The sequence below is a fragment of the Ancylobacter sp. IITR112 genome (assembly GCF_041415945.1).
Classification (GTDB): Bacteria; Pseudomonadota; Alphaproteobacteria; order Rhizobiales; family Xanthobacteraceae; genus Ancylobacter.
This window is the reverse complement of record NZ_JBGCUS010000001.1, coordinates 3,636,297-3,662,502: the sequence shown is the minus strand read 5'-3', so window position 1 is coordinate 3,662,502 and position 26,206 is coordinate 3,636,297. Positions and strand designations below refer to the sequence as shown.

Below are 26,206 nucleotides of genomic sequence, written 5' to 3'. Positions count from 1 at the left end.
TCACGGCGTGTCGCCCCGCACTGATAGCGCGAAGAACAACTCCATCGCCGTTGAGGGCTCTTTCCCGCGATAGTAGCATTTAACACCGTAGCGTCCCTGCGGTACGGCGACGTCCGCCATGCTCGCGGTCGTCACATTGCCAACGGTGAGGCCCCTGTCGCCCACGTCCATGTCGCCGGACGTAAGAAGAACATATCCGTCATCAATGGCGGTGGGTTCGACGGCGACGCAGACGGCGACGTCGCCATCATCGCGCGCTGGCACCACGACGCCCTTCGGCCCCCACCACGGGAGGGGGCCGTTCGGGACTGGATATGCCGACAGGTCCGCCTTGTCCCACAGGCCGATCTGGCCATAGTTGACGTAGTGGGTGCCGGCATAAAGTCGCTCAGTTGCCGCCATAACAGACGTTCACTCCATTCACGACGGCGAGGTTCAGCTGGTTCGCCTGCGGTATATTGGTGAGGGCGACATTGAAATTGGTGCCGTCACCAATGTTATTTTGAGTGTAGAACCCGGACAAAATACCTCCCTGGCTATTATTTTCAATCAACGGAACGATCATCGACTGGTTGCCAGCCCCGCCCTGGACCGTGCTGGCGAAGGCGTATTCATCGCACGACAACACGGTCCCGCCCGCCAGCTGGTTGAGCTGCGTGACGGTCTGGGCATAGACACCGCCGCAGGAGGCCTGCCGGTTTTGGGTAATGACCTGCTGATTGGTGGTCCGCGTCAACTGCGCCGGCCGGCCGGCCGGCCTGCAGAGCGGTTGCGATATTGTAGGTGATGCAGGGCAGATTGACACCATCAAAGGTAACCGTCTGGGCTGCGACTGTCGTGCTCTGGGCCGCTGCGAGGATGAACAGGAGCGTGGAGCCGAGTGTTCGGGCAGTGAAGCGGCGGCGGGTGGCCGATATAAGTGCAAGATTCAGTTTGTTCATCTGAGTTTTCCGAGGCAAAAGTCTTCCCATTCCCGCACCAGAATTGATGCAAGCCGGGTTGAGGACGGTTGGTTTACTGATGCTTCAGGCGACACTGTCGCGTTCCGCGAGAGCTCGTCGCAGAGGTCAGCGGTTCAGGCAGTTCTGGCGATTCAGGTGCGAAGCGGGTGCTTCTAGGCGTCTACCGTCACGGTGAATGTGCCATCCGGGTTGTATTCGACCGATATAACTCGCGCGCCGGAGGTGAAATCACACGGCCCGGCGTTGCCAGTGTCGTAAATTATGATCTGTCCGACCGGTATTGCGCCGATCTTGACGTAGAAGATAGGCAGAGGTGCGCAGTAGAGCTGGCTGCTGGGCTTCGGCGTCAGGAAACTTGACAGGACGATACTGCTGTCCTGGTTGATCATCGCGCAGCCGCAAAAGAGGTCTTCGACATCGCTCGGGCCGAAGATCGGCACCTGGAAGCCGAAGCAGCCAACCGAAAGCCCCGCTTGGTTGTAGGGAGCGGACAGCCCGAGAGGGTTGAGCAACAGGTTTGTGTAGTTGGCGGACGTATTCACCCCCACCGTGGTCAGGCTGATGGGCTGCACAGCCGCCGACAAGCTCGCCGTGTTGAAGGCGGTGCTGGTCAACGTGTTTGCAGATTTAACGGCTAAAGAAGTCGTCGGATTTCGGCAGACGGCCCCGGCATAAACCTGAATGTCGAAGCCAAACTCCAGTTGCGCTCCCGAACTCGCGCTGGGAGCAAGCTGTCCGGTGGCAAGGCTTGATGAATACACGGTCGCGCCCGAGCCTGATCCCGTGAAGCTTGCCTGCCGCTGGAAGACATAGAAACTGGCGTTGTTGCTCGTCATGTTCTTGACGATGATTTTGTATTGCGCCCCCATCGTCTGCTCCTCAGCCCATGCGGATGGCTTCTGTTCAGCTTGACTTGAGTTTGACGGGTGAGCGGCGGCCGCCGCAGGAGGGTGCGGGGTACTCCATCCAGAGCGGCCGCCGAACCGGGATGCGTTACTGGATGATCTGCGTCGACCAGCTGCCGTCAGCTTTCAGGGTAACGTCGATGATGGTATGGCCGCCGGTGAAGTCGCACTTCGCTGCGCCGACGCTCGACTGCGTGAAGTTCATCACCGTGCCGGGCGTGTAGCTGCCGGTCTGCACATAGTAGGTGAGAATCGGCTGGCAGTCGGTGTTGCTCGCCGGGTTGGCGACAACGAAGTTCGACAGCACGACACCGCCGTTCACCTGCACCGCGGAGCCGACATTGTAGACGGCGGGCGGCTGATAGATCGGGGTGATGATGCGGAAGGCGCCCTCCTGCACACCCTGTCCCACCGTGGGCGGCGACAGGCCGAGGGGGTTCACCGAGGCGGTGGTGCAGTCATCGGCGGTGCCCGACGCCGGCGCGAGATCAATCGCGCGGATGGCCGACGCGAAGCCCGAGCTCTGGCCGACCTGCGGAACCTGATTGCTCGCCTGCTGAATGCCGGCGTAGTACTGCAGGTTGACCTGGAAGGTCAACAACCCGCCGGTGGACTGATAGTTTCCGAGGCTCTGCGTGTAGAGCGCGTTGCTGTAAACCGCGCCGCCGCCGGTGTAGTTGGCCGGTTGCTGGAAGAAATAGAAGTTCTGAGTCGCGGCTTCGAGGTTCTTGACGTTGATCGTCAGTAGCGTCGACATGAGTGTTGCTCCAGAAATAGCGTTGCATCGTCATTGGCGACAACGATCAACTGGCGCACGGGTAAGAGCGACGCCAGGTGATAACGTATCGTGGGTAGAAATGAATTGTTACGCAACTTCAAGTTGTTTCACAGTGCTCAAAAGATGCCGCTTTTGTTGCGCTCAGCGCAATTGCCGGCTCGAGGCCAGGGCCTCCACGAGATCGCGAAGGGCGGTGCGGATCGCAGCGGGTTGGTCGCGAACGGATTCCAGAAACTGCATTTCGATGGCCGTGACGCGGTCATGCTTGTGCCAGTCGAGGCTGCCGCGATCGAGCAGGAGCCAATCCAAGGATACATCGAGCCGGGCCGCGAATTCGCAGGCGCGCTGTAATGAGACGTGTCCTCCGTTCTGCCATCGCGAAATTGCCGCGACCGAAACGTTCAATTCCCTTGCCAGTGCCTGTGTCTTGCTGAAGTTCCGGACAAACATCGCGTGCCGAATCCGCTCGCCGCGTGCGGGATCTTCACTCATCGTCTTCTCCATGTTCTGAGATCAACGCGCTCAGGGCGCTCTGCGCCAGCGGATTTTTCGATTATGTCGAGAACAGGGAGCGTTCACATCTGAGTTGAAGGGGAGGTCGACCAAAGAACATCATATGAATGACGCGGGCAGATAGATATCTGACGCGCATCTTCCGAGCAAAATGTATAAATTATTTATTTTATGAACCAGAAGGCCGACATATACATGAGGGAGGTCCGTCGATGGCCGTCCGTGCGGCAGCCGATGGTGCGATCGTAACCGCTCGCTGACATCGCCCGGCGCGTCAGTGAAGCTGGCGACGCCGACATCGCGGCGCCGTCCGAACGGCTTTTGGTGGACAACCCGCGGCGCATCGGCGATTTCGTGCAAGCGCCCGTGCAAGCGCGCCCGGCGCGCCCGCCGCGCGGCGCGGGCGATGTGAGCCGCCGGCCGCGCCAGAGTCTTGTCGAGAGCCATTCCCACAAAGGGGCCGCGCGGTTTTGCGATAGGAATTGCGTGTAATCAGTGAGTTAGAGCACTTCCCGGGGTGGGAGGAGGGCGCGGGCCATCCGCGCCGTCCGATATGCGCGCAGAGGCCATCATACGCGCAGAGGCCATGGACGGCCCTGCCAAAGGCCCGTCAATGGCCTCGTCGCCGGCGGTTACTTCACCGCGCCGGTTTCCTTCAGGAACGCTTCGGTCGTGTCGGCGAAATGGGTGATGAACGCCTGGTACTGCGCGTGCGGGATGTAGTTCGGCACCAGCACCTCCTCGGTGTAGCGCGCCTTGTAGTCGGGGTCGGCGAGCACGTTCTTGATCGCCTCGTCCCACAGCTTGGTCACGTTGTCCGGCAGTCCCTTGGGGCCGGCAAGGCCGCGGAACTTCACCACCGTCACATCATAGCCGCTTTCCTTCACCGTCGGCACGTCAGGCTTTTCCGGGATGCGCTGCGGGTTGAAGGTGGCGAGCAGGCGGATCTTGCCGGCGTCGAGCTGCGAGCGGATCTCCTGGATTTCGCCGATGCCGATATCGAACGTGCCGTTGAGCACGTTGAGCATGATTTCGCCGCCGCCCTCATGGGTGACGAGGGTGGCGTCGACGCCGGCGGCGCGCTTGAGCCGTTCCGCCGCCTGGCTCTCCAGCGAGGTCGGGTTGGAGGCGCCCCAGCGGACGCGCTCCTTCTTCGCCCTGTCGATCACGTCCTTGAGGCTGGTGAGCGGGCCGTCGGCGCGGGTGTAGATCACTTCGCTGTCGGCGAACAGATTGGCCAGCGGTTCCAGGTCTTTATAGGTGACGGACGGCTTGGAGAGCAGCGAGGTGTGGATATAGGTCGGCGTGGCGGCGTAGAACACGCTGCCATCGGCCGGGGCCGCCGCCACGCGGGCCATCGCCTTGGCGCCGCTGCCGCCATGCACATTCTCCACGACGAAGGTGGCGCCGATATATTTGCCGAGATATTTCGACAGCTGGCGCAGCAACAGGTCGCTGCCGCCGCCTGGGCTCGAATGGGTAACGAGGGTAACGACCTTGTGCGGGTAGGGGAGGGGTTCGGCAGTGAGGCTGAGCGTTCCCAGCCCCAGGGCCAGCACGGCGCTCAGAAAGCCGGTCAGGGTCTTTCGCATGGTTTCCTCCCAGGGATGCGGGGCCGCCTCTGACGGGCGGTCTCCCGGCGATGTGTCAGGGGCGGGCGGCGCGGCTCCCTTTGGCGCGGGATGCGTCGCCTTGGCTCAGGCGCGCGATCAGGCGCGTCGTTCCTCGGCCCGGCCGGCGGGCGCGGAGCGGAGCGGGCGAGTAGCGGCGCCGTGCGGGGTTCGACATGGGCGAAGCAGGGCGCTCGACCTGGGACAGGCCGGCCATAAAAAAGACCCCGGCGCGGGGGCGCCGGGGTCAAAGGAGGGCCTTCCGGCAGGAAGACCCTGGGGAACGGGGAGAGTCCGCCTCAGCCGCAGGAGGCGGGGGCGTGATGGTCGAGCGCGTCGAGATCGAGGAAATGTCCGGCGCGGTCGCGCTTGGCGGCGAGATAGCGGATATTGTCCGCCCCGCGCCGCCCATAGAGCCGCTCGACACCGGAAACCTGCAGCCCGGCGCGGGTGAGCGCGGCGATCTTTTCGGGGTTGTTGGTCATCAGCACCACGCGCTCATAGCCAAGCTGGCGCAGCATGGCGGCGGCGAAGTCGAAGCGGCGGGCGTCGAGATCGAAGCCGAGCGTCTCGTCCGCCTCATAGGTGTCGAGCCCGTCGCTCTGCAGCCGGTAGGCGCGCATCTTGTTGGCGATGCCGTTGCCCCGTCCTTCCTGGTCGAGATAGAGCAGCACCCCGCCGCCGGCCTGCGCCATGGTCGCCACCGTGGTGCGCAACTGGTCGCCGCAGTCGCAGCGCAGCGAGCCGAACAGGTCGCCGGTCAGGCAGGCGGAATGCAGCCGCACCAGCACCGGCCGCGCCGGGTCCGGCGCGCCCACCACCACCGCCACCTGTTCACGCAGGCCCTCGCCGCCGCGGAACACGACGAATTCGCAATTGCGCGCGGTGAGCAGCGGCACAGGCGCGCGCGAGACGATCTCGACATGGGTGGCGCGGTCTTCGCCATAGCGGGTGATCGCCTCGGCGCGCACGGTCAGCGCCGGCAGGGTCAGCGCCGCCGGGGCGAGCGGGCCGACCAGCACCGCTGGCAGCATCAGCGCCAGCGTGGCGAGCTGCAGCGCCGCCGCGCCGGCCGCGTGCGGGGCCGCCAGTTCGTCCGGCAGGGCGGTGCCGGCGCGTGTCCTCGCCTCCTCGCCGCTCGCCTGGCGCGCGCTCAGCGCCTCGATCCGCGCACTGCCGAGCCCGGCGGCCGGCAGCGCCATCGGCTCGCTCCATTCCGGCCGGCCGAGGGCGCGCAGCCGCGCCGGGGTCAGCACCAGTTGCAGCGTGCCGCCGGTCAACTCGTCCAGCGCCGCCAGCCGGCCGGCATCGGCATATTCCGCGCTCGCCGCCAGAAACAGCCGCCCGGCCTGCGCGATGACCACCGGACGCCCGGCGCGCATCTCGGCGATGGCGCGCTCCGCCTCGGTGAGGGAGGTGTCGCCGAACAGGCTCGTCATCGTGCCGGCGGTCGTCGCGCTGCTGCTCATTTGAATTTTCTCCCGCTGCACCATTTCCGTGAGTTGCACGTAGTAGCTACGGATGTAGGGCGCCAACGGACCAGCAACGCCGCCGGCCTCTCATCGTTCAGTGCGCGAACAGCAAGCAGCGGGGGGCCTTTACGTGAATCGTCGTGAGCTACCGACCGACCCGCTGGCCGCGCTCTATGAGCCGCTGCTGCGGCCGCGCGCCACGCCCTATGTCGTCGCCCAGCTCGGCCAGTCGCTCGACGGCCGGATTGCCACGCCGACGGGAAAATCACGCGATATCAACGGCCTGTGTGGGCTCGACCATCTCCACCGGCTGCGCGCTCTGGTGGATGTGGTGGTGGTCGGCGTCGGCACGGTGGTGGCGGACAACCCCCGCCTGACCACCCGCCGGGTGCCGGGGCGCAGCCCGGCGCGGGCGGTGATCGACCGCACCGGCCGCTCGCCGCGCGACGCCAAATGGCTCGCGCCGGACGGCTGTCACAGAATCGTGTTCACCCATAATGACGCCGGCTGGCCGGAGGCGGTCGAGCGGATCGGCGCGCAGGATGAGCCCGATATCTTCGAGCCGGCTAAGCTCATCGCCGCGCTGGCGGCGCGCGGCCATCGCCGCATTCTGGTGGAGGGCGGCGCCTCCACCGTCTCGCGCTTCATCGACGCCGGGCAGGTGGACCGGCTGCATGTCTGCGTCGCGCCGATCATTCTCGGCTCCGGCCGGCCGGGCCTCGCCTTGCGGCCGATCGACGGGCTGGACGGCGCGCTGCGGCCGCGCGTCGATACCTATCTGCTCGACGATGGCAATATTCTCTGCGACTGTGACCTGCGCGGAACCGGCGAGGGAGAGACGGATGTCGGCGTCTGATCGGAACGTGCTGGCGGCCCGCTATCGCTACGCACCCACCGCCCGTCTGCTGCACTTTGTGGTCGCGCTCCTCGTCATCGGTCTCATCCCGCTCGGGCTCTATATGGTGGCGCGCGGGGAAGCGACCGGCTTCGACGCGCTGACCGGCTCGCTCTACAGCCTGCACAAATTCGTCGGCTTTCTGGTGCTGTGGCTGGTGGTGCTGCGGGTGCTGGTGCGGCTGCGCCGGGGCGAGCCGGCGCGGGCGGAACCGCTCACCCCGTTCGAGCGGGTGGTCTCAAGCCTCGTGCATGCCGCGCTGTATCTGTTGCTGCTTGTCGTGCCGCTGCTCGGCTGGGCCGGGGTCTCGGCCTATCCCGCGCTCAACGTGTTCGGCCTGTTCGATCTGCCGGCGCTGCTGGCGCCCGACGAGGCGCTGGCCAAGCGGATTCTCGGCCTGCACGGCCTGCTGGCGCAGCTTCTCGGCGTGCTGGCGCTCGCTCATATCGCTGCCGCGCTCTATCACCGTCTGATCAAGCGCGACGGGGTGATGGCGCGGATGTGGCCCCCGGTCTGAGCCGGCGCCCGCGCCGCCTCAGAGGTGGCCGAACACATCGCGATGGCCGATCCGCACCGTCTGCGCCGCGGCCTGCGCGCGCGCCCAGGCGGCGAAGTCCGCCCGCCGCTCCGGCTCGATCGCGCCCGCCGCCTGCGCGAAGCCATCGGTGAGGGCGCCGATCAGCGCCGCCTCGCCAGGGCCGAGCACCCACGGGCTGGTGAGCGAGCCATAGCGGTAGCCATGCTGGCGCAGCAGTTGGGCCAGCGCCTCGCTGGCGGCCGGCCCGAGCGCCGGCCCGAAGCCCTTGTCGCCGCGCTGGTGGCGGTTGAAGGCGGCGATCACCCGGCCGTCCAGCGGCTCGGCGGGCGACCATTCGGCCTCGCCATCATAGTTGAGCACGGCATAGAGCGGCAGGCGGCGCGCGGCGAGGCCGGCGACAAGGCGTTCCAGCCAGTCCTCGGAGACGAGGTCGAACAGCGCGGCGGCGGTCACCAGCTCGGCGCCGAGCGCGGCGAAGTCGAGGCTGCGGCGGGTCAGGTCGGCCTGTTCGAAGCTCACCTCGATCACCCGCCCGTCCCGGTGCAGCACGAGCCGCTCGCCCGCCCTTTCCGCCCGATCGGCCCAGGAGGCCAGGGCCGCGCGCGCCCGGTCCAGCAGCAGCCTGTCGCCGTCGATCAGGTGCCAGTGCTGGCGGGGCGGCAGGTCGGCGGCGAGGCCGCGAAGATTGGAGCCGGTGCCACAGCCGAGATCGACAATGGTGAGCGCGTCACGCCCGGCGAAATGCGCCTTCACCCGCGCCAGCAGCGCCGGGTTGCGGGAGGCATGGTCCACCGGCTCGCGCAGGGCCAGCCAGTCGGCAGCAAAGCCGCTCATCGGGGCATCTCCTTCAGGGCGGCGAGCACCGTCGCCGCGGTCTGGGTCCAGCTCGGCAGGTTCTGGCCATGGCGCCACGCCGCTTGCGCGAGGCGCGCGCGGGTGTGCGGCGCCGCGATCAGATCGCGCAGCGCTTGCGCGAGGCCTGCCGCGTCGCCCGGTTCCACCAGCAGGGCGGTCTCCGCCGGCACGGTGTCGGGAATGGCCCCGGCGCGGGTGGCGACAAGCGGCAGGCCGCGCGCCAGCGCTTCCGTCAACCCCATGCCATAGCCCTCGAACAGCGAGGCGGTGACGAACAGATCGGCGTCGTCGAATACCTCCGCGAGGAGTTCCGGCGCCAGCGCCCCGGTGAGCCGGATGCGGTCGCCAAGGCCATGGGTGTCGATCAGCCCGGAAACACGCGCGGTCTCCGCGGGATCGCGGTCGGTGGCGCCGACGATGCGGCAGTCCCAGGCGAGATCGGTCAGCCGCGCCAGCGCCTCCACCAGCACGCCATGCGCCTTGCGCGGAATCACCGCGCCCACCGCCAGCAGACGCGGCGGCTGCCCGCTGCCACGGGCCCGGGGGGCGGGGTCGGTGCCCGGCAGGGCGACGCAGAGCCGCCCCGGCGGCACGCCGTAATCCTGCACCAGCCGCCGCGCGGTCGCGGGGCTGGTGGCGATCACCGCCTGCGCCTGGGCCAGCGCCGCCTTTTCACTGGCGAACAGCGCCGCCCGCTGCCCCTCGCCGAGCCCGCTTTCCAGTGCCAGCGGATGGTGCACCAACGCCGCCAGCGGCCGCCCCAGCGCCTGCAGCAGGTCCACCGGCAGCGCGCCGAAGGCGAGCCCGTCGATCAGCACCTTCTGGCCGGGCGGCAGGGCGGCGAGCGCCTGCGCGCTCGCCTCCAGTTCCGCGCCGGTGGGAAAGGGGAAGCCGGGCGGCAGGGCGAGCGGGGTCAGCATCCCGCCGGCGCCGGGCGCCTCCTCGATCACCCGGCGGTCATAGGCATAGCCGCCCGTCGGCAGGCTCAGATCACCGGGAATGGCGAAGGTGAAAGCGTCCACGCCGCCGCCTCAGCCGAGGCCAGCTTCGAAGCTGGCGCGGGCGAGGTCGGTCTCGTGCAGCGTCACCTTGATCTTTGCCAGCCCGTGCCCGTCCTCTCCCAGCGCGCCGCTCCGCGCGGCGGCGGCGATGGCGTCGAAAATATAGCGGGCGAGAAATTCGGTCGTTGTGAGTTTGCCGGCAAACTGAGGCAGCGTGTCGAGATTCTGATAGGCGAGCGGCGCCAGCGTCGCCTTCAACACGTCGAGCGCGGCGCCGATATCCACCACCACCTGCGTCGCCGTCAGTTCGGCGCGGAAGAAGGCGACATCGACCACGAAGGTCGCGCCGTGCAGGCCCTGCGCCGGGCCGAAGAACGGGTCGGGCAGCGAATGGGCGATCATGATGCGATCGCGGACTTCGACACAGTACATGGCATCCCTCATCGGTAATCGAGCAGGATCGCCAGCGCGTCCTCGCCCCCGGTCAGAAGTGGCGGCAGCCGGTGCGGCGCCTCGTCAAAGGCGACGACATGACTGACCAATTGGTCGAGCCGCGCATCGTCGAGCAAAGCGAGAGCCTTGGCCAGCCGGCGCGCATGCGGCCAGCGCGGCCGCCGTGAAGGAGATACGCAGCCGACCTGCGAGCCGATCAGTTGCAGCCGCCGGCTGTGAAAGGCCTCGCCCAGCGGCACGGCGGGGGCGTGGCCGCCAAACCAGCTCACCTCCACCACCTTCGCCTCGAACGCCGCCGCCGAAAGCGCGGTGGCGAGGCCGGCGGCGCTGGCGCTGGTGTGGAAGACGAGGTCGGCATCGTCGCCGATGGCGTCCGGCATGGCGAAGGCCGCGCCGAAGGCGCGCGCCAGCCCTTCGCGCGCCGGGTTCACATCCACCAGCGTCACCTCGGCGCCGGGAAGCCGTGCGGTAAGCGCGGTAAGCAGCAGCCCGACCACCCCGCCGCCGACAATGGTGATGCGGTCGCCCGGCCCGGCGCCGGAATCCCACACCGCGTTGAGCGCGGTCTCCATATTCGCGGCGAGGGCCGCCCGCGCGGGCGGCAGGCCCTCCGGCACCGGCATCGCCGCCGCGAGCGGGAGACGGTAGCGGTCCTGATGCGGAAAGAGCGCGAAGATGGTGCGGCCGATCCAGTCCGCCGGCCCGTCCTCGACAACGCCGACGCTCTGATAGCCATAGTGGACGGGGAAGGGGAAATCCCCATTCTGGAACGGCGCCCGCATGCGCCCCCGCTCGCCCGCCGGCACCGCGCCGTCCAGCACCAGCCGCTCCGTGCCCCGGCTCACCGCCGAGACGAGGGCGCGTATGGTCAGCGTTTCGCCCGCGTCGTCGCTGTCGCCCGCCCGCGCGGGCAGCGGGGCGCGCCGCAGCTCGTAGCGGCCCGGGCCGGCGCACCAGAGTTGCCGGCTCATCTCCGATCTGTCGTCCATCGCGGATGCCACCCCTGCCGCTCTTTCCGCGTGCATAACAGCATCACGGTCCGGTTAGATCCCCAAAAGCGCGTGAACCACCCGCCACGGGGCGCGTACAAGCCTGCGGAGCGCGACCATGGTGGCCGCTCGCCAGCGCCGATCCGGGGACCCGCATGAGTGTGGACGAGAACATCGCCGAAGGACGCTTCACGCTTGGTGAGCGCGCGCGGCTCACCCCCACCGGCGTGCAGACGGTGCGGGAACTGGCCCGGCGCCGGGCGCTGGTGTTCACGCTGATCGGCGTGACCTATTTCGGTCTCATCGGCCTTTTCATCCACCTCATCGGTCATGGCGGCATCACCGTGCTGGACGGGCTGCTGCTCGTCGCCTTCTGTATCTCGACGCCCTGGACCATCCTCGGATTCTGGAACGCCATCATCGGCTTATGGCTGTTGCACGGGCCCGGCGACGCGCGCCGCTCCGTCTATCCCTATGCCGTCCGCGCCACGGATGACGCGCCGATCACCGCCCGCACCGCGATGGTGATGACGCTGCGCAACGAAGATCCCGCCCGCGCTTTCGCCCGCCTGCGGGCCATGCAGGGCGAGCTTTCGCAAATTCATCCGGGAGACGCCTTCGCGTGGTTCGTGTTGTCTGACACAAATCAGCCGGAAATAGCGACGGAAGAGGAGCGATTATTCGCCGCCTGGCGGGCGGAGAGCGGCGGAACGTCATCGCTTCACTACCGCCGCCGCACCAGCAATGAAGGCTTCAAGGCCGGTAATATACGCGATTTCCTTGACCGCTGGGGGGATGACTACGACTACATGATCACGCTCGACGCCGACAGCTTCCTCGGTGCCGGGGCGACGTTGCGCCTCGTGCGGATCATGCAGGCCAATCAACAGCTTGGCATTCTCCAGAGCCTGGTGGTCGGCCTGCCGTCGCCCTCGCCCTTCGCCCGCATCTTCCAGTTCGGCATGCGCCACGGCATGCGCTCCTACACGATGGGCGCCTCATGGTGGGCGGGTGATTGCGGTCCCTATTGGGGGCACAACGCCGTCATCCGCATCGCCCCGTTCAAGGCGCACTGCCGCCTCCCGAACCTGCCCGGCAAGGGCCCGCTCGCCGGTCCCATTCTCTCCCACGACCAGATCGAAGCCGTGCTGATGCGCCGCGCCGGCTATGAGGTGCGGGTACTGCCGGAAGAGATGGACAGCTACGAGGAAAACCCGCCGCATCTGACCGAATTCACCCGCCGCGATCTGCGCTGGTGCCAGGGCAACATGCAGTATTGGCGCCTGCTCACCCTGCCTGGCCTCAAGCCGATGAGCCGTTTCCAGATTGCCTGGGCGATGCTGATGTATCTCGGCGCCGTCGCCTGGATGGCGTTCGTCGCCGTGGCGGCGCTGAAAGTATTCGACACGGAAACGACGGACGCCCCCTTTCCCGCCGCTCTCGGCCTGACCCTGTTCGCCGCCATGTTCGCGATGAGCCTCGCGCCCAAGATCGCCGGCCTGCTCGACGTGGTGCTGCGCGCCGGCGAGCGGCAGCGTTATGGCGGAACCGGCCGGCTGGTAGGCGGCGCGCTGGCGGAATTCGTGTTTTCGGTTCTGCTGGGGCCGGTGGTGGCCTTCCGCATCGCGCTTTTCATGCTCGGCCTCTTGTTCGGCCGCACGGTGACGTGGGAGGCGCAGGCGCGCGATGCCGAACGGCTGTCCTGGCGCACCGCTCTCGCCGGCCTGTGGCCGCAATTCCTGTTCGGTGCCGCGCTGGCGGCGCTGCTCGCCGGCTTCGCGCCGGGTGCGCTGCCTTGGGCGCTGCCCATGCTGGTGGCGCTGCTCGCCGCCGTGCCCTTCGCGGTGCTCACCGCCGAGCCGGCGCTCGGTCGATGGCTAACCCGCCGGGGCCTGTGCGCGACGCCGGAGGAGGCGTTCCCGACGGGAAGCCTCGGGGCGCTGCAGGCGCAGCAAGTCGGGGCCTAGCCGGCGCGGCGGGCGCCGCCCCTGCGCCATTCTTGGAATGGCTGAAAAGCAGCCCGCGCCGCCTGTCGTCTCTCATGGGGTATTCATGTAGTGCCTGTCGGGCTGACAGGGCGCGGCGGCGCGCCTGCGCCGGGCTCATCGCCGTTCGGCGTGTCCCGAGCGGGAGTGTCGGCGCACGTTTTCTCGGTTGATCCATGCGTTTCCGTTTCCGCAAGGCCTATGTCGATCTGGTCGATTACCGGCTGCATGTCCTGCGCGCCCGCCTCGCCGGTGCCTTGCGTCTGGAAGCCACGCCGGTCGAGGTGCCGGGCGAGCGGCACCATCCCGGTAATCTCCACGCGATCTTTCTCATCTGGCAGCCGCGCGCGACCCCTGGTATGTGCGCAACGCGCTCGACGCTCTGGCGGAAGTCGGCGTCAATGTGACGCTCGTGGTCAATCATCCGCTCGGCGAGGAGCGGCTGGCGGAGCTTCTGCCGCAGGTTCACCGCGTGCTGCTGCGGAACAATGCCGGCCGCGACATGGGCGGCTACCGTGACGGCATTCTCTCCTTGCTCGACGATCCGCCGGAACGCCTGCTGATCATGAGTGACAGCGTCTATTATTTCCGCTCAGGTCTCGCCGAGATGTTCCGGAAGCTCGCGACCTCCTCCTGCGATGTCTGCGCGACCTTCGAGAACTGGGAGCTTCGCCACCACATCCAGTCCTTCTGCTACTCGATCTCGCGCCACATGCTGGAGCGGCCGGCCTTCCAGGCGTTCTGGCGCAATTATCTGCCGGTCAACGCCCGGCCTTGGCCATCGGCAAGGGCAAGGTGGGCAGCTCCCGCTGCATGCTGCGTGAGGCCAGGTCGGTCGAGGTGGTCTTCAACCTGACCGATTTGCGCGCGGTCCTTGCTGGCCTCGACGTGCCCACCCTGCGCAGCCTCGCCGCCCATCTCCCGCTCGATCTGCGTGCCCCGGTGCTGAGCGCTGCGCCGGAGCGGGAAACGGTCCTGACGCGGCTGCTGGAAGCGGTTCTCGCCCGCTCGCAGATTCACTCCGGCGGCTTTCTCTTCCGCCGCTTTCTCTTCCGCCGCTTTCTCGGGTCGCCGCTGATCAAGCGCGATCTTCTGTTTCGCCAGCAATATCACCTTTATGAGCTGGAAGCCCTGCTGCGGGCGGGCGACACGGAAGGGCGCGAGACGGAGATCCTGGCCGAGTACGGCGCCAAGGGCATAGGCTACCAATTGCAGGGCCGGGCGCGGCTGCGCTTTCTGCTGGAACTCTAGCCACCGCGCGCCGCGCTCGTCATAAGGAGCGGATGGAGCCTTCTGGACCGCCACCGCGCCGGAACCGCACCGACCCCGGGGGCGGCCCCGGTCGGCGCCCCCTGCGCGCGGCGCTGGGCGTGCTGTTCCGCCTGCTCTGTGCGCCGCTGATCCTGCTCGACGAGCTGGTGCGCCCGTTCTATCGCCCGCTCATTGCCCGCCTGGCGGCGCTCGGCATCATGCGGGCCTTCGAGCGCTGGATCGCCGCGCGCTCGGTCTGGACCATCCTGGTGCTTCTGGCCGTCCCCTATGTCACCATCGAGCCGTTGAAATTCGTCGCGCTGGTGTGGATCGCCGATGGCTGGCCGAAGGCCGGCACCGTGCTGTTTCTCCTGGCCTATCTCGTCAGCTTCGTCGTCATCGAGCGCATCTATTCCGCCGGCAGGCCCAAGCTGATGACGCTTCCCTGGGTGGCGTGGGTCATCGTCACCCTCACCGCCCTGCGCGATCGCGTGGTGGCGGCGCTTCGGCTCGATCGGCTGAAGACCACGCTGCGTCGCGCCGTGCGTGATCTGCGCCGCCGGCTGCGGCGATGGTTCTGATGCCCGCGTTTGCTCCCCCCATCCCAAAGCATGGGCGTGATCATCTCAATCGCCTAACCGGCTGAGCCTAGGCGTGATACCGGGCAAGGGGGTCGGGCGCCTAACCTTTCGGGGTGATGAGGCCACATGCCGTGGCGTCGAAACCCGGAGAAGACCGATGAACAAGTTCCTCACCCTCGCCGTTCTGTCCACCACCCTCGTGCTCGGCGCGGTTTCGGCCGAGGCGGCGGCCACCCGCCCGGCGCCTGCGCCCGCCCAGACCCTCGTCGAGGGCCGCAACACCACCGAGACCGTGACCGCGCGGAACGCCGCCGCCGCCATTCGCGAGCAGGTTGAAGGCAATATGCGCTCCGCCAACTGAGCGCAGCGCACCGTCGACACCCTGTCGGCCCGGCCCGCGGCCGGGCCGAACGCCTTTCGCACCGCGCCGGGCGCGTTCCGCCCGATTGTCTCCGGCCCCCACCGGTCAGCTATACTGACGCAAAAAGCGGGGATGGCTTCAACCGTCGCCCTGATGCGCAGGGGGGCGGGAGACAGGAGAATGAACGACAGCGAGGCGCATCCGGTAGCAATCACCTGCCGGGACGGCGTAAGGCTCGGGGGCCATGTCTGGACGGCAGCCGAGCCTGGGCCGCCCCATGGCGCCGTCGTCATCAACCCGGCAACCGGCGTCGCGGCGCGCTATTACCACCGCTATGCCCGCTTCCTGGCCGGCCACGGTTTCGAGGTGCTGACCTTCGATTATCGCGGCATCGGCCTCTCGCGCCCGGCGCGCCTGCGCGGCTGCGGCTATCGCTGGCGCGATTGGGGCGAGCGCGATGTCGACGCCGCATTTGGCTTCATGCTGGCGCGCTCCGATGCGCCGCTCATGGTGGTGGGCCATTCCATCGGCGGTTTCCTGCCTGGTCTCGCCGAGCGGGGCGCGCGCGTCACCCGCCTGCTCACCATGGGCGCGCAATATGCGTGGTGGGGCGATTATGCGCCGCGCCAGCGCGCCGCCCTGCTGCTGAAATGGCACGTCGCCATGCCGGTGCTCACCGCGCTGTTCGGCTATTTCCCCGGCAAGCGGCTCGGCTGGCTGGAAGATCTGCCGGCCGGAGTCGCGCATGAATGGAGCTTTCGCGGCCCGCGCTTCGAGGCCAGCCACCCGCGCCCCGAGCGCGCGGCGGCGTGCGCGCGCATGGCGATGGTGCGGGCCGACATCCTCGCCGTGGCGATGAGCGACGATCCGCTCGGCACGGTACCGGCGCTCACCCGCACGCTCGGCTATTACACCGGCGCCCGCCGCACGCTGGTGCGCCTCGCTCCCGCCGATTACGGAAGGGAGACGATCGGCCATTTCAGCCTGTTCCACGACAGCCACGCGGCGGGCTTCTGGCGCGACACGCTCACCTTTCTGCGCGAGGGACGCAACCCCTGGCCGGATCATGTGGTGGCGGCGCTGCCGGGCGGTTGAGCGTCAGCCGGCTTCGATCAGCGCGGTGATCTCCGCCACGCGCCGGGCGACCTCGTCCGGCGCGCCCCTGGCCTCGACATTGAGCCGCAGCAGCGGCTCGGTGTTGGAGCGGCGCAGGTTCAGCCGCCACGCGCCGAAATCGAGCGAGAGCCCATCCGTCTCGTCCCGCGCCGGGGTCGCGCCGACGAAGGCGGCTTCCACCCGTGCGACCGCCGCGGCGGGGTCGGCGAGGCGGAAATTGATCTCGCCGGAGGAGGGAAAGGCCGCCATCCGCGCCGAAACCAGCGCGCTCAGCGTCTGCCCGCTCCGCCCCATCAATTCGGCCACCAAGAGCCAGGGGATCATGCCGGAATCGCAGCACATGAAGTCGCGGAAATAGTGATGCGCCGACATTTCACCGCCATAGACCGCGCCGGTGTCGCGCAGCGCCTGCTTGAGAAAGGCGTGGCCGGTGCGCGCCTGCACGGCCCTCCCTCCGGCGCGGGCGACGCAGTCGCGCGTGTTCCACACCACGCGGGGATCATGCACGATGGTGGCGCCGGGCTCCTTGGCGAGGAAGGTCTGCGCCAGCAGCCCGACAACATACTCGCCGGGAATGAACCGCCCGGTCTCGTCGAACAGGAAGCAGCGGTCGAAATCGCCGTCCCACGCCACCCCCATATCGGCCCCTGCGGCCACCACCGCCTCTGAGGTGACCGGCTGGTTCTCGGGCAGCAGCGGGTTGGGAATTCCATGGGGAAAGCCCCCGTCCGGCTCATGGTGCAGGCGGATGAAGCGGAGCGGTGCCCCGCGCGCCTCCAGAGCGTCCGCCAAGGCGTCGAAGGTCGGCCCCGCCGCGCCGTTTCCGGCGTTCACCAGCACGGTGAGCGGGCGCAGTGCCCGCGTGTCCACAAAGGAGAGCACGCGCTCGACATAGGCCGCGCGGGCGCCTTCCGCCGGGACGACCCGACCACCCGGCCGGTCCGGCAGTTCGGGCCCTTCCGCCAGCGCCTTTATCGCCGCCAGCCCCGTCGCGGTGTCGAGCGGGGCGGAGCCGGCGCGCACCAGCTTCATGCCGTTATAGTCCATCGGGTTGTGCGAGGCGGTCACCTCGATGCCGCCATCGGCGGCAAAGTCGGTGACGGCGGCGTACATTTCCTCGGTGCCGCACAGGCCGAGGTCGAGCACCTCCACCCCGCCGGCCACCAGCCCCTCGGTGCAGGCTGCCGCCAGCGCCTCCGACGAGGCGCGGCAGTCGCGCCCAATCACCACCCGCCGCGCGCCAAGCCCTTCGGCGAAGGCGCGGCCGATGCGGCGGGCGATGGCCTCGTTCAGTTCCTCGCCGAGCCGGCCGCGAATGTCATAGGCCTTGAAGCAGGTGAGCATGAGCGAGCCTTTCGCAGCGGAGCCGCGCAACGGCGGCGTTCGCCGGCGATACGGACTTCGCGGGGAGAGATCAAGGCGCTTGATCCGCCTTGCCTTTCAGCCATGGCCCGCCCAAACTCCGCGCCCTGGTGCCGGCGTGCGGTGCCATGTCGTTAGCGTGACGTGCAAGGCTCCATGGCTCACCTCTATCCCGTTCTTCTCTGCGGCGGCTCCGGCACGCGCCTGTGGCCTCTGTCGCGCAAGAGTTTCCCCAAGCAGTTCGTCAAGCTCGGGGACGGTGAAACGCTGTTCCAGGCGGCGGCCCGGCGCCTGTCCGGCCCGGACGTGTGCCCGCCGCTCATCGTCACCAATGCCGATTTCCGCTTCATCGTCACCGAGCAGCTCGACGAGGCCGGCATCGCGCCCGGCGCGGTGCTGATCGAGCCCAGCGCCCGCAACACCGCTCCCGCCATCCTCGCCGCCGTGCACTATCTGGCGGCGCGCGATCCCGACGCGCTGCTGCTGGTGATGCCCTCCGACCAGGTTGTGCCCGACAGCGCGGCGTTTTCCGCCGCCGTGCGCGCCGGCCTCCCCGCCGCGCAGGCCGGGCGCATCGTCACCTTCGGCATCCGCCCGACCCGGCCGGAAACCGGCTATGGCTGGCTGGAGCTTTCCCATGCGCCGGATGGCGAGGCCCTCGCCCCGGTGCCGCTGCGCCGCTTCGTCGAGAAGCCGGATGCCGACCGCGCCGGCGCCATGCTGGCGGACGGGCATTATCTATGGAACGCCGGCATCTTCCTGTTCTCGGTGGAGACGGCACGGCGCGCCTTCGCGGCGCATGCTCCGGACATGCTCGCCCCGGTGCGGCAGGCGGTGGAGCAGGCGTCGAGCGATCTCGATTTCCTGCGCCTCGCGCCGGAGCCCTGGCTGCGGGCGCAGGATATTTCCATCGACTACGCGATCATGGAGCGCTCGGACAATCTCGACGTGGTGCCGTTCACCGGCGCCTGGTCCGATCTCGGCGACTGGGCCTCGGTCATGCGCGAGGGCGAGGCGGATGCGCGCAATGTCGTCGCCCATGGGCCCGTCACCGCCATCGACTGCGCCGATTCGCTGCTGCGCTCGGAAGCCGAGGGGCTGGAGCTGGTCGGCATCGGGCTGAAGGACATGCTGGTCGTCGCCATGCCGGACGCGGTGCTGGTGGCCGACCGTTCCCGCTCGCAGGAGGTGAAGCAGGCGGTGACGGCGCTGAAGACGCGCGGCGCGCGCCAGGCCGAGCATTTCCCCCGGGATCACCGGCCCTGGGGCTGGTTCGAGACGCTGGCGCTGGGCGACCGCTTCCAGGTCAAGCGCATCGTCGTGCATCCCGGCGCGTCGCTGTCGCTGCAGAGCCATTATCACCGCTCCGAGCACTGGATCGTCGTCTCCGGCACCGCCCGCGTCACCATTGACGGCACGCCGCAACTGCTCACCGAGAACCAGTCGGTCTACATCCCGCTCGGCGCGGTGCACCGCATGGAAAACCCCGGCAAGGTGCCGATGGTGCTGATCGAGGTGCAGACCGGCACCTATCTGGGCGAGGACGACATCATCCGCTACGAGGATGTCTATGCGCGCGGGCAGGGGGCGAAGGGATAGCCCCGCTTATTCCTCCGCCAGCGCCGCCCGCCAGCCGCCGCTGGCGGTGATGTCGCGCGCGTCCTTGAGCCCGTGCGGCTCGCACAGGAAGCCCTTCACCGAGTGGCCGTCCTCCAGTTCCACCGTGCCGATGACGAGCGGGGCGGGGATGCCGGCGAGGAAATCGCCAACCGCCGCGCGCGGCAGCGCCCACACTTCGAGGGCGATGGCGGCGCCCTCGCCCTCGGCGACACGCAGCAGGCCCGGCCGGGCGGGCGGGCCGCCGGGCAGGGCGAACAGCCGGTAGTCGCAGCGGGTGCGCGCCTCGCGCAGGAAGCGCCCGCCGCGCCCGGTCAGTTCGCCATTGAGCGGCAGGCCGGCCATATGGGCGCCGCAGACGGCAAGGGCGATCTCGTCCTCGGCGATCTCGTCCTCCGCGCTCTCGTCCTCGGCGCTGCCGTTCTCCGCCACGCGCCCGGGCGCCCCCCCGCGCTCGATCCGCAGCGCCAGCGCGGCGGCGCGGCCATCCTCGCCCGCGCGCGCCAGCACGGTCAGGCTGCCGGGCCGGCCGTCGCGGCGCGGACCCGTCGGCACGGCGATGCCGCACAGATCGAGCAGATTGACGAAATTGGTATAGGTGCCGAGCCGGCTGTTCGGTCCGAACGGGTCGGCGGCAATTTCCTCTCGCGTGACGAAGCAGGGAATGGTCGGCACGCACAGCAAATCGGCGCCCTCCAGCGCCTGCGCGCAGACCCGCCGCAATTCCTGCAGCCGGTACAGCCCCCGGAAGGCATCGACGGCGGAAAGCGCGAGGCCGGGGGTGAGGATCGCCCGCGTGACCTCATGCAGCGTCTCCGGCGCCTCGGTCAGCCGGTTGCCCACCGCGGCCGCGCGTTCGGCCACCCAGGGGCCGCTATAGAGCAGTTCCGCAACGGCATAGAACGGCGCGAGGTCGATCTCGCGCAGCGTTGCCCCCGTCGCCCGCAGCCGTTCGAGGGTGGCGCGGAAATGGGCGGCCTGCGCATCGTCACCAAAGGTGCGCAGGCTCGCGCCATCGGGCACCGCGACCGTCACCGTCCCCCGCAGCGGCGCGAGTTGCGGATGGGGCAGGGGACGCGACCATGGGTCTTCCGGGTCGAATCCGGCGGTGAGGGTGAACAGTTCCCACGCCTCGGCGACGCTGTGGGCGAAGATCGAGATGGTGTCGAGCGTGCGGCAGGCCGGCACCATGCCGGCAGAGGACAGCGCGCCGAGGCTCGGCTTCAGCCCGACAATATCGTTCAGCGCCGCCGGCACCCGGCCGGAGCCGGCGGTGTCGGTGCCGAGGCCGAACGCCACCAGCCCGCGCGCCACCGCCACCGCCGAACCGGAAGAGGAACCGCCCGGCACCAGCGCCGGGTCGAGGGCGTTGCGCGGCACGGGATAGGGCGTGCGCACGCCGACGAGGCCGGTGGCGAACTGGTCGAGATTGGTCTTGCCGAGGCAGATCGCGCCCAGCGCCCGCAGCCGTGCCACCACGAAGGCGTCGGCCGATGCCTCATAGGCGAAGTCGGGGCAGGCGGCGGTGGTCGGCATGTCCGCCACGTCGATATTGTCCTTCACGGCATAGGGAATGCCCCAGAGCGGGCGTCCGTCCGGCGCTCCCAGGGCGCGCGCCTGCGCAAGGGCACTCGCCCGCGCCTCGTGCAGGAAGATGCCGGGATCGGCGAGGGCATCCAGCCGGGCAAAGGCTTCCGCGATCACCGCTTCCGGCCGCAGCCCGCCAGCATAGGCGGCGCGGAGCGTGGGGAGGGTGAAGGCGAGATCGCGCGGCATGGGCAGGCCCTCAAAGGTGACGAAGGCGGCATGGTAGGCAGCGCCGCAACACTCCGCCACAGGCTTAAGCAAATAAGCGATCATTGTATACAGAACGAGCCGACGCCGCGGTGCTGGCCGCCCGTCACGCCCTTGCGGTCGGCCTGAAGTGTTGATGTCGTAGGGGAAATCGGCCGCTGGCCGCCGCGCTGCGCTCGTAAAAGGATCATTCCCGCGCGCGCCGCGCCGCCCGCTTGGGCGGAGGTCGCCTGTGTACAGTGCGGATGACGGTTCGGGCATGCCACGCTGGCGGCATGCCGCCGCCAGCCCGGGCGCGCTCCGCTGCCGTTCGTCGCGCAACCCTCCGCTGACGCAGCGTTTTTCCCCGGCATGGCCATAAAATACGGCAAGCCTAGTTTTTGATCATGTTTTCCTCCGCAGGGGCCGGCGAGGCCGGTGCCCATCTGCGCCAGCCATCGACGGCGGCGGGGGATCAATCCGTGCGGCGGAAGTTCCCGGCTCCCGATAAGATCTCATAACAATCTGATATCTTTATAGTTTTTTTGGGAAGCCCTATCCGGCACGACGCCGGGCAGGGCTTGGCATGGGGTTTGCGGGAGGTAGGCCGGCAGGGTTCCCGGCGTCGCCGCTATGCCGGGGTTCTGCGGTCACGATGCCATGGCCGGCGTGTCGTGCGGCGCTCACCGCACGCCGCACGGCCCCCGAGGAGGAACCATGAAGCTTCCGGTAAGTGCCAGCGAGAGTTTCGTCGAGTTCGCTGGCGTCCAGAAGAGCTATGATGGCGAGGTGCTGGTGGTCAAAGATCTCAGCCTGCGCATCCGCCGCGGCGAATTTCTCACCATGCTGGGCCCGTCCGGTTCGGGCAAGACGACGACGCTGATGATGCTGGCCGGCTTCGAGACGCCGACCTCCGGCGACATCATGCTCGACGGCGCCCGCATCGACGCCCTGCCGCCGGAGAAGCGCAATATCGGCATGGTGTTCCAGAACTACGCGCTGTTCCCGCATATGAGCGTGGCGCAGAATGTCGGCTATCCCCTCAAGGTAAGGGGCGTGGCGAAGGCGGACATCGCCGCGCGTGTCGCCCGGGCGCTCGACATGGTGCATCTCGGCGGCTTCGCCGCGCGCATGCCCGGCCAGCTCTCCGGCGGCCAGCAGCAGCGCGTCGCCCTCGCCCGCGCGCTGGTGTTCGAACCGAAGCTGGTGCTGATGGACGAGCCGCTCGGCGCGCTCGACAAGCAATTGCGCGAACATATGCAGATGGAAATCCGCCATCTGCATGAGCGCCTCGGCATCACCGTGGTCTATGTCACCCATGATCAGAGCGAGGCGCTGACCATGTCGGACCGCGTCGCCGTGTTCAATGCCGGCATCATCCAGCAGGTGGCGCCGCCGGCCGAACTCTATGAGAACCCCGCCAATTCCTTCGTCGCCCAGTTCATCGGCGAGAACAATCGCCTGCCCGGCCGCATCGAGGCGGCGAACGGCACGCTGTGCTCGGTCGTGCTTGCCAATGGCGATGTCGTTACCGCCACGCTGACCGATGCGGCGCGGGTGGGCGAGGACTGCCTGCTCTCCATCCGTCCCGAGCGGGTGAAGATCGCCCCGCCCGGCGCCGCGCTCGATAATCATTTCGAGGCTGTGATCGCCGAGACGATCTACCTCGGCGACCATGTGCGCGTGCGCTGCGTGCTCGACGGCGGCGCCGAAGTGGTCGTGAAGCTCGGCAATGTCGAGGACCGCCCGGTTCTCGCCCCCGGCTCCCGCATTCCGCTGGCATGGCGCGCGCAGGACTGCCGCGCCCTCGACGCGGCGTGAAACCTCCGCCCCCAGACCTTCGCCCCCTCCGATCCAAAGGGAATGACCATGCCGTTGAAGTCGCTGACGATGACCCTTTCCGCGCTCGCCCTCGCGGCGAGCTGCGGCACCGCCTTCGCCGCGGACAGCCTCACCATCACCTCCTGGGGCGGCGCCTACCAGACCAGCCAGGACGAGGCCTATTTCAAGCCCTACACCGCCAAGACCGGCGTGAAGATCACCCAGGAAGAATATAATGGCGAGGCCGCGCGCATCCGCGCCATGGTCGAGTCCGGCAACACCACCTGGGATGCCGTGGATGTCGACGCCGCCACTGCCCAGCAGGGCTGCGACGAAGGCTTCCTCACCCCGATCGACTATTCCAAGTTCGGCGGCGAGGGCGCCTTCGTGAAGGGCTCGACCTTCGAATGCGGCATTCCGACCATCATCTATTCCACCATCTATGCCTATGACGCCGACAAGATCAAAGACGGCCCCAAGACTATCGCCGGCCTGTTCGACACCAAGACCTGGCCGGGCAAGCGGGCGCTGCAGAAGACGCCTTTCGGAAATCTCGAATTCGCGCTGATGGCGGACGGCGTGCCGGCCGACAAGGTCTATGAGACGCTGAAGACCAAGGAAGGCGTCGACCGCGCCTTCAAGAAGCTCGACACCATCAAGAACGACATCGTCTGGTGGGAGGCCGGCGCCCAGCCGCCGCAGCTCCTCGCCTCGGGCGAAGTGGTGATGGCCACCGCCTGGAACGGGCGCATTTTCAACGCCAACAAGGTCGACAAGAAGAACTTCAAGATCGTCTGGGACGGCCAGTTGCTCGATTATGACCTGTGGGCGATCCCGAAGGGCGTGAAGGACCTCGATGCGGTCTACAAATTCGTCGAGTTCGCCTCCAGCCCGGAGGCGCAGGCGGCGCAGACCAAGTACATCTCCTATGGTCCCGCCCTGCTCGCCGCCACGCCGCTGGTCGCCCCCGACATCCTGAAGGACCTGCCGACGGCGCCGGAAAACGCGAAGACCGCGCTCGCCAATGACCCGGTCTTCTGGGGCGACAACAAGGAAGAACTGCTCAAGCGCTTCAACACCTGGATCGCCCAGTGATCCCGGGCGCGCCGGTGACTGGCCGCCGCGCGTCCTGAACACGCGCCCGCTCCCTCGGGGGCGGGCGGAAGGCAAGCCGGGGCTCTCGGTGCCCCGGCCGCTCACCGACCGCGCCGCCCTCCGGGGCAAGGCCGCGGCAGCAACCGAGGGGGATTTCTCGACATGGCCGTGGCCGCCCTTCCGGGCGAGGCCGGACCCGACGCGGACCGCATCTCGCTCAAGACCAAGCTCCGCCGCGCCGAGCGGATGAACCGCGCGCGCTCCTTCTCGCTCGTCGCGCCGCTGCTCGTTTTCGTGCTCGCCGTGTTCGCCCTGCCGATCGGGCTGATGCTGGTGCGGTCGGTGGAGAACACGGAGGTGCGCGAGACCATGCCGCGCACCATGGCGGCGCTGGCGGCCTGGGACGGGCGGGAGACGCCCGGCGAGGCGGTGTTCGCCGCCTTCGCCGACGATCTCGTGCAGACGCAGAAGGACCGCACCACCGCCCTCGTCGGCAAGCGCATCAATTACGAGGTGCCGGGTGCGCGCTCGCGCTTCCTCAAGGCCGGCCGTCTGGTCGATGCCGGCGGCGGCGGGCCGTGGAAAGAGAAGTTCATCGCCAGCGACGCGGAATGGGGCTCGGTGGAATTCTGGGCGATCATGAAGCGCGCCGGCAACAGCTTCACCCCCTATTATCTGCTCACCGCGCTCGATCTCAGGCAGGACGCCGCCGGGGCGGTGACGGCGAATTATCCCGACCAGTCGATCTTCATCGACATCTTCATCCGCACCCTGACGATCAGCCTGGTGGTGACGCTGGCGACGCTGGTGCTCGGCTATCCGGTCGCGCATCTGCTCGCCATCCTGCCCCCGGCGCGGGCCAATGTACTGATGATCCTGGTGCTGCTGCCCTTCACCACCTCCATTCTGGTGCGCACCACGGCGTGGATCGTGCTTTTGCAGAGCAATGGCGTGCTCAACGACATCCTGCTGGCGCTGCACCTGACCACCGAGCGGGTGCAGCTCATCTTCAACCGCTTCGGCACGGTGCTGGCGATGACGCATATCCAGCTCCCCTTCACCATCCTGCCGATCTATTCGGTGATGAAGTCGATTCCCGCCTCGCATCTGCGCGCGGCGCGCTCGCTCGGCGCCGGGCCGCTGACCGCCTTCGTCTCGGTCTACATGCCGCAGACGCTGCCCGGCGTCGGTGCCGGCTGCCTGCTCACCTTCATCCTGTCGCTCGGCTACTACATCACCCCGGCGCTGGTCGGCGGGCCGCAGGACCAGATGGTCAGCTATTTCGTCGCGCTCTACACCAACCGCGAGATGAACTGGGGCCAGGCCTCGGCGCTGGGCGGGCTGCTGCTGATGATGACGCTGGTGCTCTATGCGGTGTTCAACCGCGTGGTCGGCATCGACAAGGTAAAGCTGGGCTGATCGACATGCTGGCACCGTCCTACGCCACCCCGCGCGAGAAACTGGCCTATTTCCTCTTCGCGGTGTTCTGCACCCTCGTCTTCCTGTTCCTGATCGGCCCGATCCTGGTGATCATGCCGCTGTCCTTCTCCAGCGAGCCCTGGTTCACCTATCCGCTGCCGGGGCTCAGCCTGCGCTGGTATGTGGATTTCTTCACCGATGATCGCTGGCGCATCGCGCTGCAGAACAGCGGCATCGTCGCGGTGTTCTCCACCCTCATCGCCACCGCTCTCGGCACGCTGGCCGCGCTTGGCCTGTCGCGCGGCAATGTGCCCTTCGCCGGGCTGATCCTGTCGATCCTGATCTCACCGATGATCGTGCCGGTGGTCATCGTCGCGGTGGCGATGTTCTTCGGCTTCGCGGCGGTGGGGCTGAACAACACCTATATCGGGCTGATCCTCGCCCATGCCATTCTCGGCACGCCCTTCGTCGTGATCACGGTGACGGCGACGCTGACCGGCTTCGACCGCTCGCTCACCCGCGCCGCCGCCTCGCTCGGCGCCTCGCCCTGGACCGCCTTCCGCACGGTGACGCTGCCGCTGATCGCGCCGGGCGTGACCTCGGGGGCGCTGTTCGCCTTCGTCACCTCCTGGGACGAGGTGGTGGTGGCGCTGTTCCTCGCCAGCCCCGACCAGCGCACCCTGCCGCGGCAGATGTTCTCCGGCATACGCGAGCAGATTTCGCCGACCATCACCGCCGCCGCGACGCTGCTTGTCGTCTTCGCGGCGCTGCTCATGCTGACGCTGGAACTGCTGCGCCGCCGCTCCGAGCGGCTGCGCGGCACGGCGGGCTGACGCCGCCGGCCATGCGCCGGC

27 protein-coding genes are annotated in these 26,206 nt (G+C 68.2%); 14 read left to right on the top strand and 13 right to left on the bottom strand.

Annotated features, from left to right (window positions below):
- The 7 genes from AAC979_RS17435 to ribA form a co-directional block, all read right to left on the bottom strand.
- Entirely contained in the window at positions 1-402 is a 402-nt protein-coding gene (locus AAC979_RS17435) for a hypothetical protein (protein ID WP_371348160.1), read from the bottom strand.
- Positions 389-808 carry a NucA/NucB deoxyribonuclease domain-containing protein gene (locus tag AAC979_RS17430; RefSeq protein ID WP_371348159.1) on the bottom strand — a complete coding sequence of 140 codons (420 nt, stop codon included), beginning with the start codon at positions 806-808 and terminating at the stop codon, positions 389-391. The genes AAC979_RS17435 and AAC979_RS17430 overlap by 14 nt, the downstream gene beginning before the upstream one ends.
- Before the next feature lie 306 nt (positions 809-1,114).
- Positions 1,115-1,831, bottom strand: coding sequence for a hypothetical protein (locus AAC979_RS17425; RefSeq protein ID WP_371348158.1), 717 nt, complete (start codon positions 1,829-1,831; stop codon positions 1,115-1,117).
- A 124-nt stretch (positions 1,832-1,955) separates the two neighbouring features.
- Positions 1,956-2,624, bottom strand: a complete 669-nt coding sequence (locus tag AAC979_RS17420) for a hypothetical protein (protein WP_371348157.1) — start codon at positions 2,622-2,624, stop codon at positions 1,956-1,958.
- A 162-nt stretch (positions 2,625-2,786) separates the two neighbouring features.
- Entirely contained in the window at positions 2,787-3,137 is a 351-nt protein-coding gene (locus AAC979_RS17415) for a helix-turn-helix domain-containing protein (RefSeq protein WP_371348156.1), read from the bottom strand.
- Between the two features lie 653 nt (positions 3,138-3,790).
- Complete coding sequence (locus AAC979_RS17410; protein WP_371348155.1) at positions 3,791-4,750, bottom strand: tripartite tricarboxylate transporter substrate binding protein; 960 nt, start codon at positions 4,748-4,750, stop codon at positions 3,791-3,793.
- A 317-nt stretch (positions 4,751-5,067) separates the two neighbouring features.
- On the bottom strand, positions 5,068-6,237 hold the full coding sequence (gene ribA / locus AAC979_RS17405; protein ID WP_371348154.1) for a GTP cyclohydrolase II RibA: 1,170 nt from the start codon (positions 6,235-6,237) through the stop codon (positions 5,068-5,070).
- Positions 6,238-6,370: 133 nt separating this feature from the next.
- Between ribA and AAC979_RS17400 the strand changes: the two genes are divergently transcribed.
- On the top strand, positions 6,371-7,096 hold the full coding sequence (locus AAC979_RS17400) for a RibD family protein (protein WP_371348153.1): 726 nt from the start codon (positions 6,371-6,373) through the stop codon (positions 7,094-7,096).
- Complete coding sequence (locus tag AAC979_RS17395; RefSeq protein ID WP_371348152.1) at positions 7,083-7,652, top strand: cytochrome b; 570 nt, start codon at positions 7,083-7,085, stop codon at positions 7,650-7,652. Before AAC979_RS17400 ends, AAC979_RS17395 begins: the two co-directional genes overlap by 14 nt.
- Positions 7,653-7,670: 18 nt before the next feature.
- On the opposite strand, the gene AAC979_RS17390 is transcribed toward AAC979_RS17395, so the two are convergent.
- From AAC979_RS17390 to AAC979_RS17375, 4 genes are read right to left on the bottom strand one after another with little or no spacing between them, the layout of a single operon-like run.
- Positions 7,671-8,507, bottom strand: a complete 837-nt coding sequence (locus tag AAC979_RS17390) for a class I SAM-dependent methyltransferase (RefSeq protein ID WP_371348151.1) — start codon at positions 8,505-8,507, stop codon at positions 7,671-7,673.
- Positions 8,504-9,550, bottom strand: a complete 1,047-nt coding sequence (locus AAC979_RS17385) for a glycosyltransferase family 4 protein (RefSeq protein ID WP_371348150.1) — start codon at positions 9,548-9,550, stop codon at positions 8,504-8,506. The genes AAC979_RS17390 and AAC979_RS17385 overlap by 4 nt, the downstream gene beginning before the upstream one ends.
- Positions 9,551-9,559: 9 nt before the next feature.
- Positions 9,560-9,961, bottom strand: coding sequence for a 6-pyruvoyl tetrahydropterin synthase family protein (locus AAC979_RS17380; protein ID WP_371348149.1), 402 nt, complete (start codon positions 9,959-9,961; stop codon positions 9,560-9,562).
- A gap of 8 nt (positions 9,962-9,969) precedes the next feature.
- Positions 9,970-10,971 (bottom strand): zinc-binding alcohol dehydrogenase, encoded by a 1,002-nt coding sequence (locus tag AAC979_RS17375; protein ID WP_371348148.1) that lies wholly within the window; start codon positions 10,969-10,971, stop codon positions 9,970-9,972.
- 155 nt (positions 10,972-11,126) lie between these two features.
- Here AAC979_RS17375 and mdoH point away from each other — a divergent pair, with 155 nt between their 5' ends.
- From mdoH to AAC979_RS17340, 7 genes are all read left to right on the top strand, one after another.
- Positions 11,127-12,938: a glucans biosynthesis glucosyltransferase MdoH gene (gene mdoH / locus AAC979_RS17370; RefSeq protein ID WP_371348147.1), complete on the top strand. Its 1,812-nt coding sequence runs from the start codon at positions 11,127-11,129 to the stop codon at positions 12,936-12,938.
- 194 nt (positions 12,939-13,132) lie between these two features.
- Positions 13,133-13,363: a hypothetical protein gene (locus AAC979_RS17365; protein ID WP_371348146.1), complete on the top strand. Its 231-nt coding sequence runs from the start codon at positions 13,133-13,135 to the stop codon at positions 13,361-13,363.
- The gene (locus AAC979_RS17360; RefSeq protein WP_371348145.1) at positions 13,318-13,812 is read left to right on the top strand and encodes a rhamnan synthesis F family protein; all 495 of its coding nucleotides are present in this window, start codon (positions 13,318-13,320) and stop codon (positions 13,810-13,812) included. The genes AAC979_RS17365 and AAC979_RS17360 overlap by 46 nt, the downstream gene beginning before the upstream one ends.
- Entirely contained in the window at positions 13,770-14,207 is a 438-nt protein-coding gene (locus AAC979_RS17355; protein WP_371348144.1) for a hypothetical protein, read from the top strand. The genes AAC979_RS17360 and AAC979_RS17355 overlap by 43 nt, the downstream gene beginning before the upstream one ends.
- A 32-nt stretch (positions 14,208-14,239) precedes the next feature.
- Positions 14,240-14,788 (top strand): hypothetical protein, encoded by a 549-nt coding sequence (locus AAC979_RS17350; RefSeq protein WP_371348143.1) that lies wholly within the window; start codon positions 14,240-14,242, stop codon positions 14,786-14,788.
- Between the two features lie 157 nt (positions 14,789-14,945).
- A complete protein-coding gene (locus AAC979_RS17345) occupies positions 14,946-15,149 on the top strand; it encodes a hypothetical protein (RefSeq protein WP_371348142.1) in 204 nt (67 codons plus the stop codon).
- Between the two features lie 180 nt (positions 15,150-15,329).
- A complete protein-coding gene (locus AAC979_RS17340; protein ID WP_371348141.1) occupies positions 15,330-16,244 on the top strand; it encodes an alpha/beta fold hydrolase in 915 nt (304 codons plus the stop codon).
- Positions 16,245-16,247: 3 nt separating this feature from the next.
- Here AAC979_RS17340 and AAC979_RS17335 read toward each other — a convergent pair whose 3' ends face one another.
- Positions 16,248-17,609 (bottom strand): phosphomannomutase, encoded by a 1,362-nt coding sequence (locus tag AAC979_RS17335; protein ID WP_371348140.1) that lies wholly within the window; start codon positions 17,607-17,609, stop codon positions 16,248-16,250.
- A 174-nt stretch (positions 17,610-17,783) separates the two neighbouring features.
- Between AAC979_RS17335 and AAC979_RS17330 the strand changes: the two genes are divergently transcribed.
- Positions 17,784-19,226, top strand: coding sequence for a mannose-1-phosphate guanylyltransferase/mannose-6-phosphate isomerase (locus AAC979_RS17330; protein WP_371348139.1), 1,443 nt, complete (start codon positions 17,784-17,786; stop codon positions 19,224-19,226).
- Positions 19,227-19,232: 6 nt separating this feature from the next.
- Here AAC979_RS17330 and atzF read toward each other — a convergent pair whose 3' ends face one another.
- Positions 19,233-21,020, bottom strand: a complete 1,788-nt coding sequence (gene atzF, locus AAC979_RS17325) for an allophanate hydrolase (RefSeq protein ID WP_371349091.1) — start codon at positions 21,018-21,020, stop codon at positions 19,233-19,235.
- Positions 21,021-21,734: 714 nt separating this feature from the next.
- On the opposite strand from atzF, the gene AAC979_RS17320 reads away from it, so the two are divergent.
- From AAC979_RS17320 to AAC979_RS17305, 4 genes are all read left to right on the top strand, one after another.
- The gene (locus tag AAC979_RS17320; protein ID WP_371348138.1) at positions 21,735-22,838 is read left to right on the top strand and encodes an ABC transporter ATP-binding protein; all 1,104 of its coding nucleotides are present in this window, start codon (positions 21,735-21,737) and stop codon (positions 22,836-22,838) included.
- A 48-nt stretch (positions 22,839-22,886) separates the two neighbouring features.
- Positions 22,887-23,933: an ABC transporter substrate-binding protein gene (locus AAC979_RS17315; protein WP_371348137.1), complete on the top strand. Its 1,047-nt coding sequence runs from the start codon at positions 22,887-22,889 to the stop codon at positions 23,931-23,933.
- A gap of 162 nt (positions 23,934-24,095) precedes the next feature.
- The gene (locus tag AAC979_RS17310; RefSeq protein WP_371348136.1) at positions 24,096-25,352 is read left to right on the top strand and encodes an ABC transporter permease; all 1,257 of its coding nucleotides are present in this window, start codon (positions 24,096-24,098) and stop codon (positions 25,350-25,352) included.
- A 5-nt stretch (positions 25,353-25,357) separates the two neighbouring features.
- Positions 25,358-26,185 (top strand): ABC transporter permease, encoded by an 828-nt coding sequence (locus AAC979_RS17305; RefSeq protein WP_371348135.1) that lies wholly within the window; start codon positions 25,358-25,360, stop codon positions 26,183-26,185.
- The last annotated feature ends 21 nt before the right edge of the window (positions 26,186-26,206 follow it).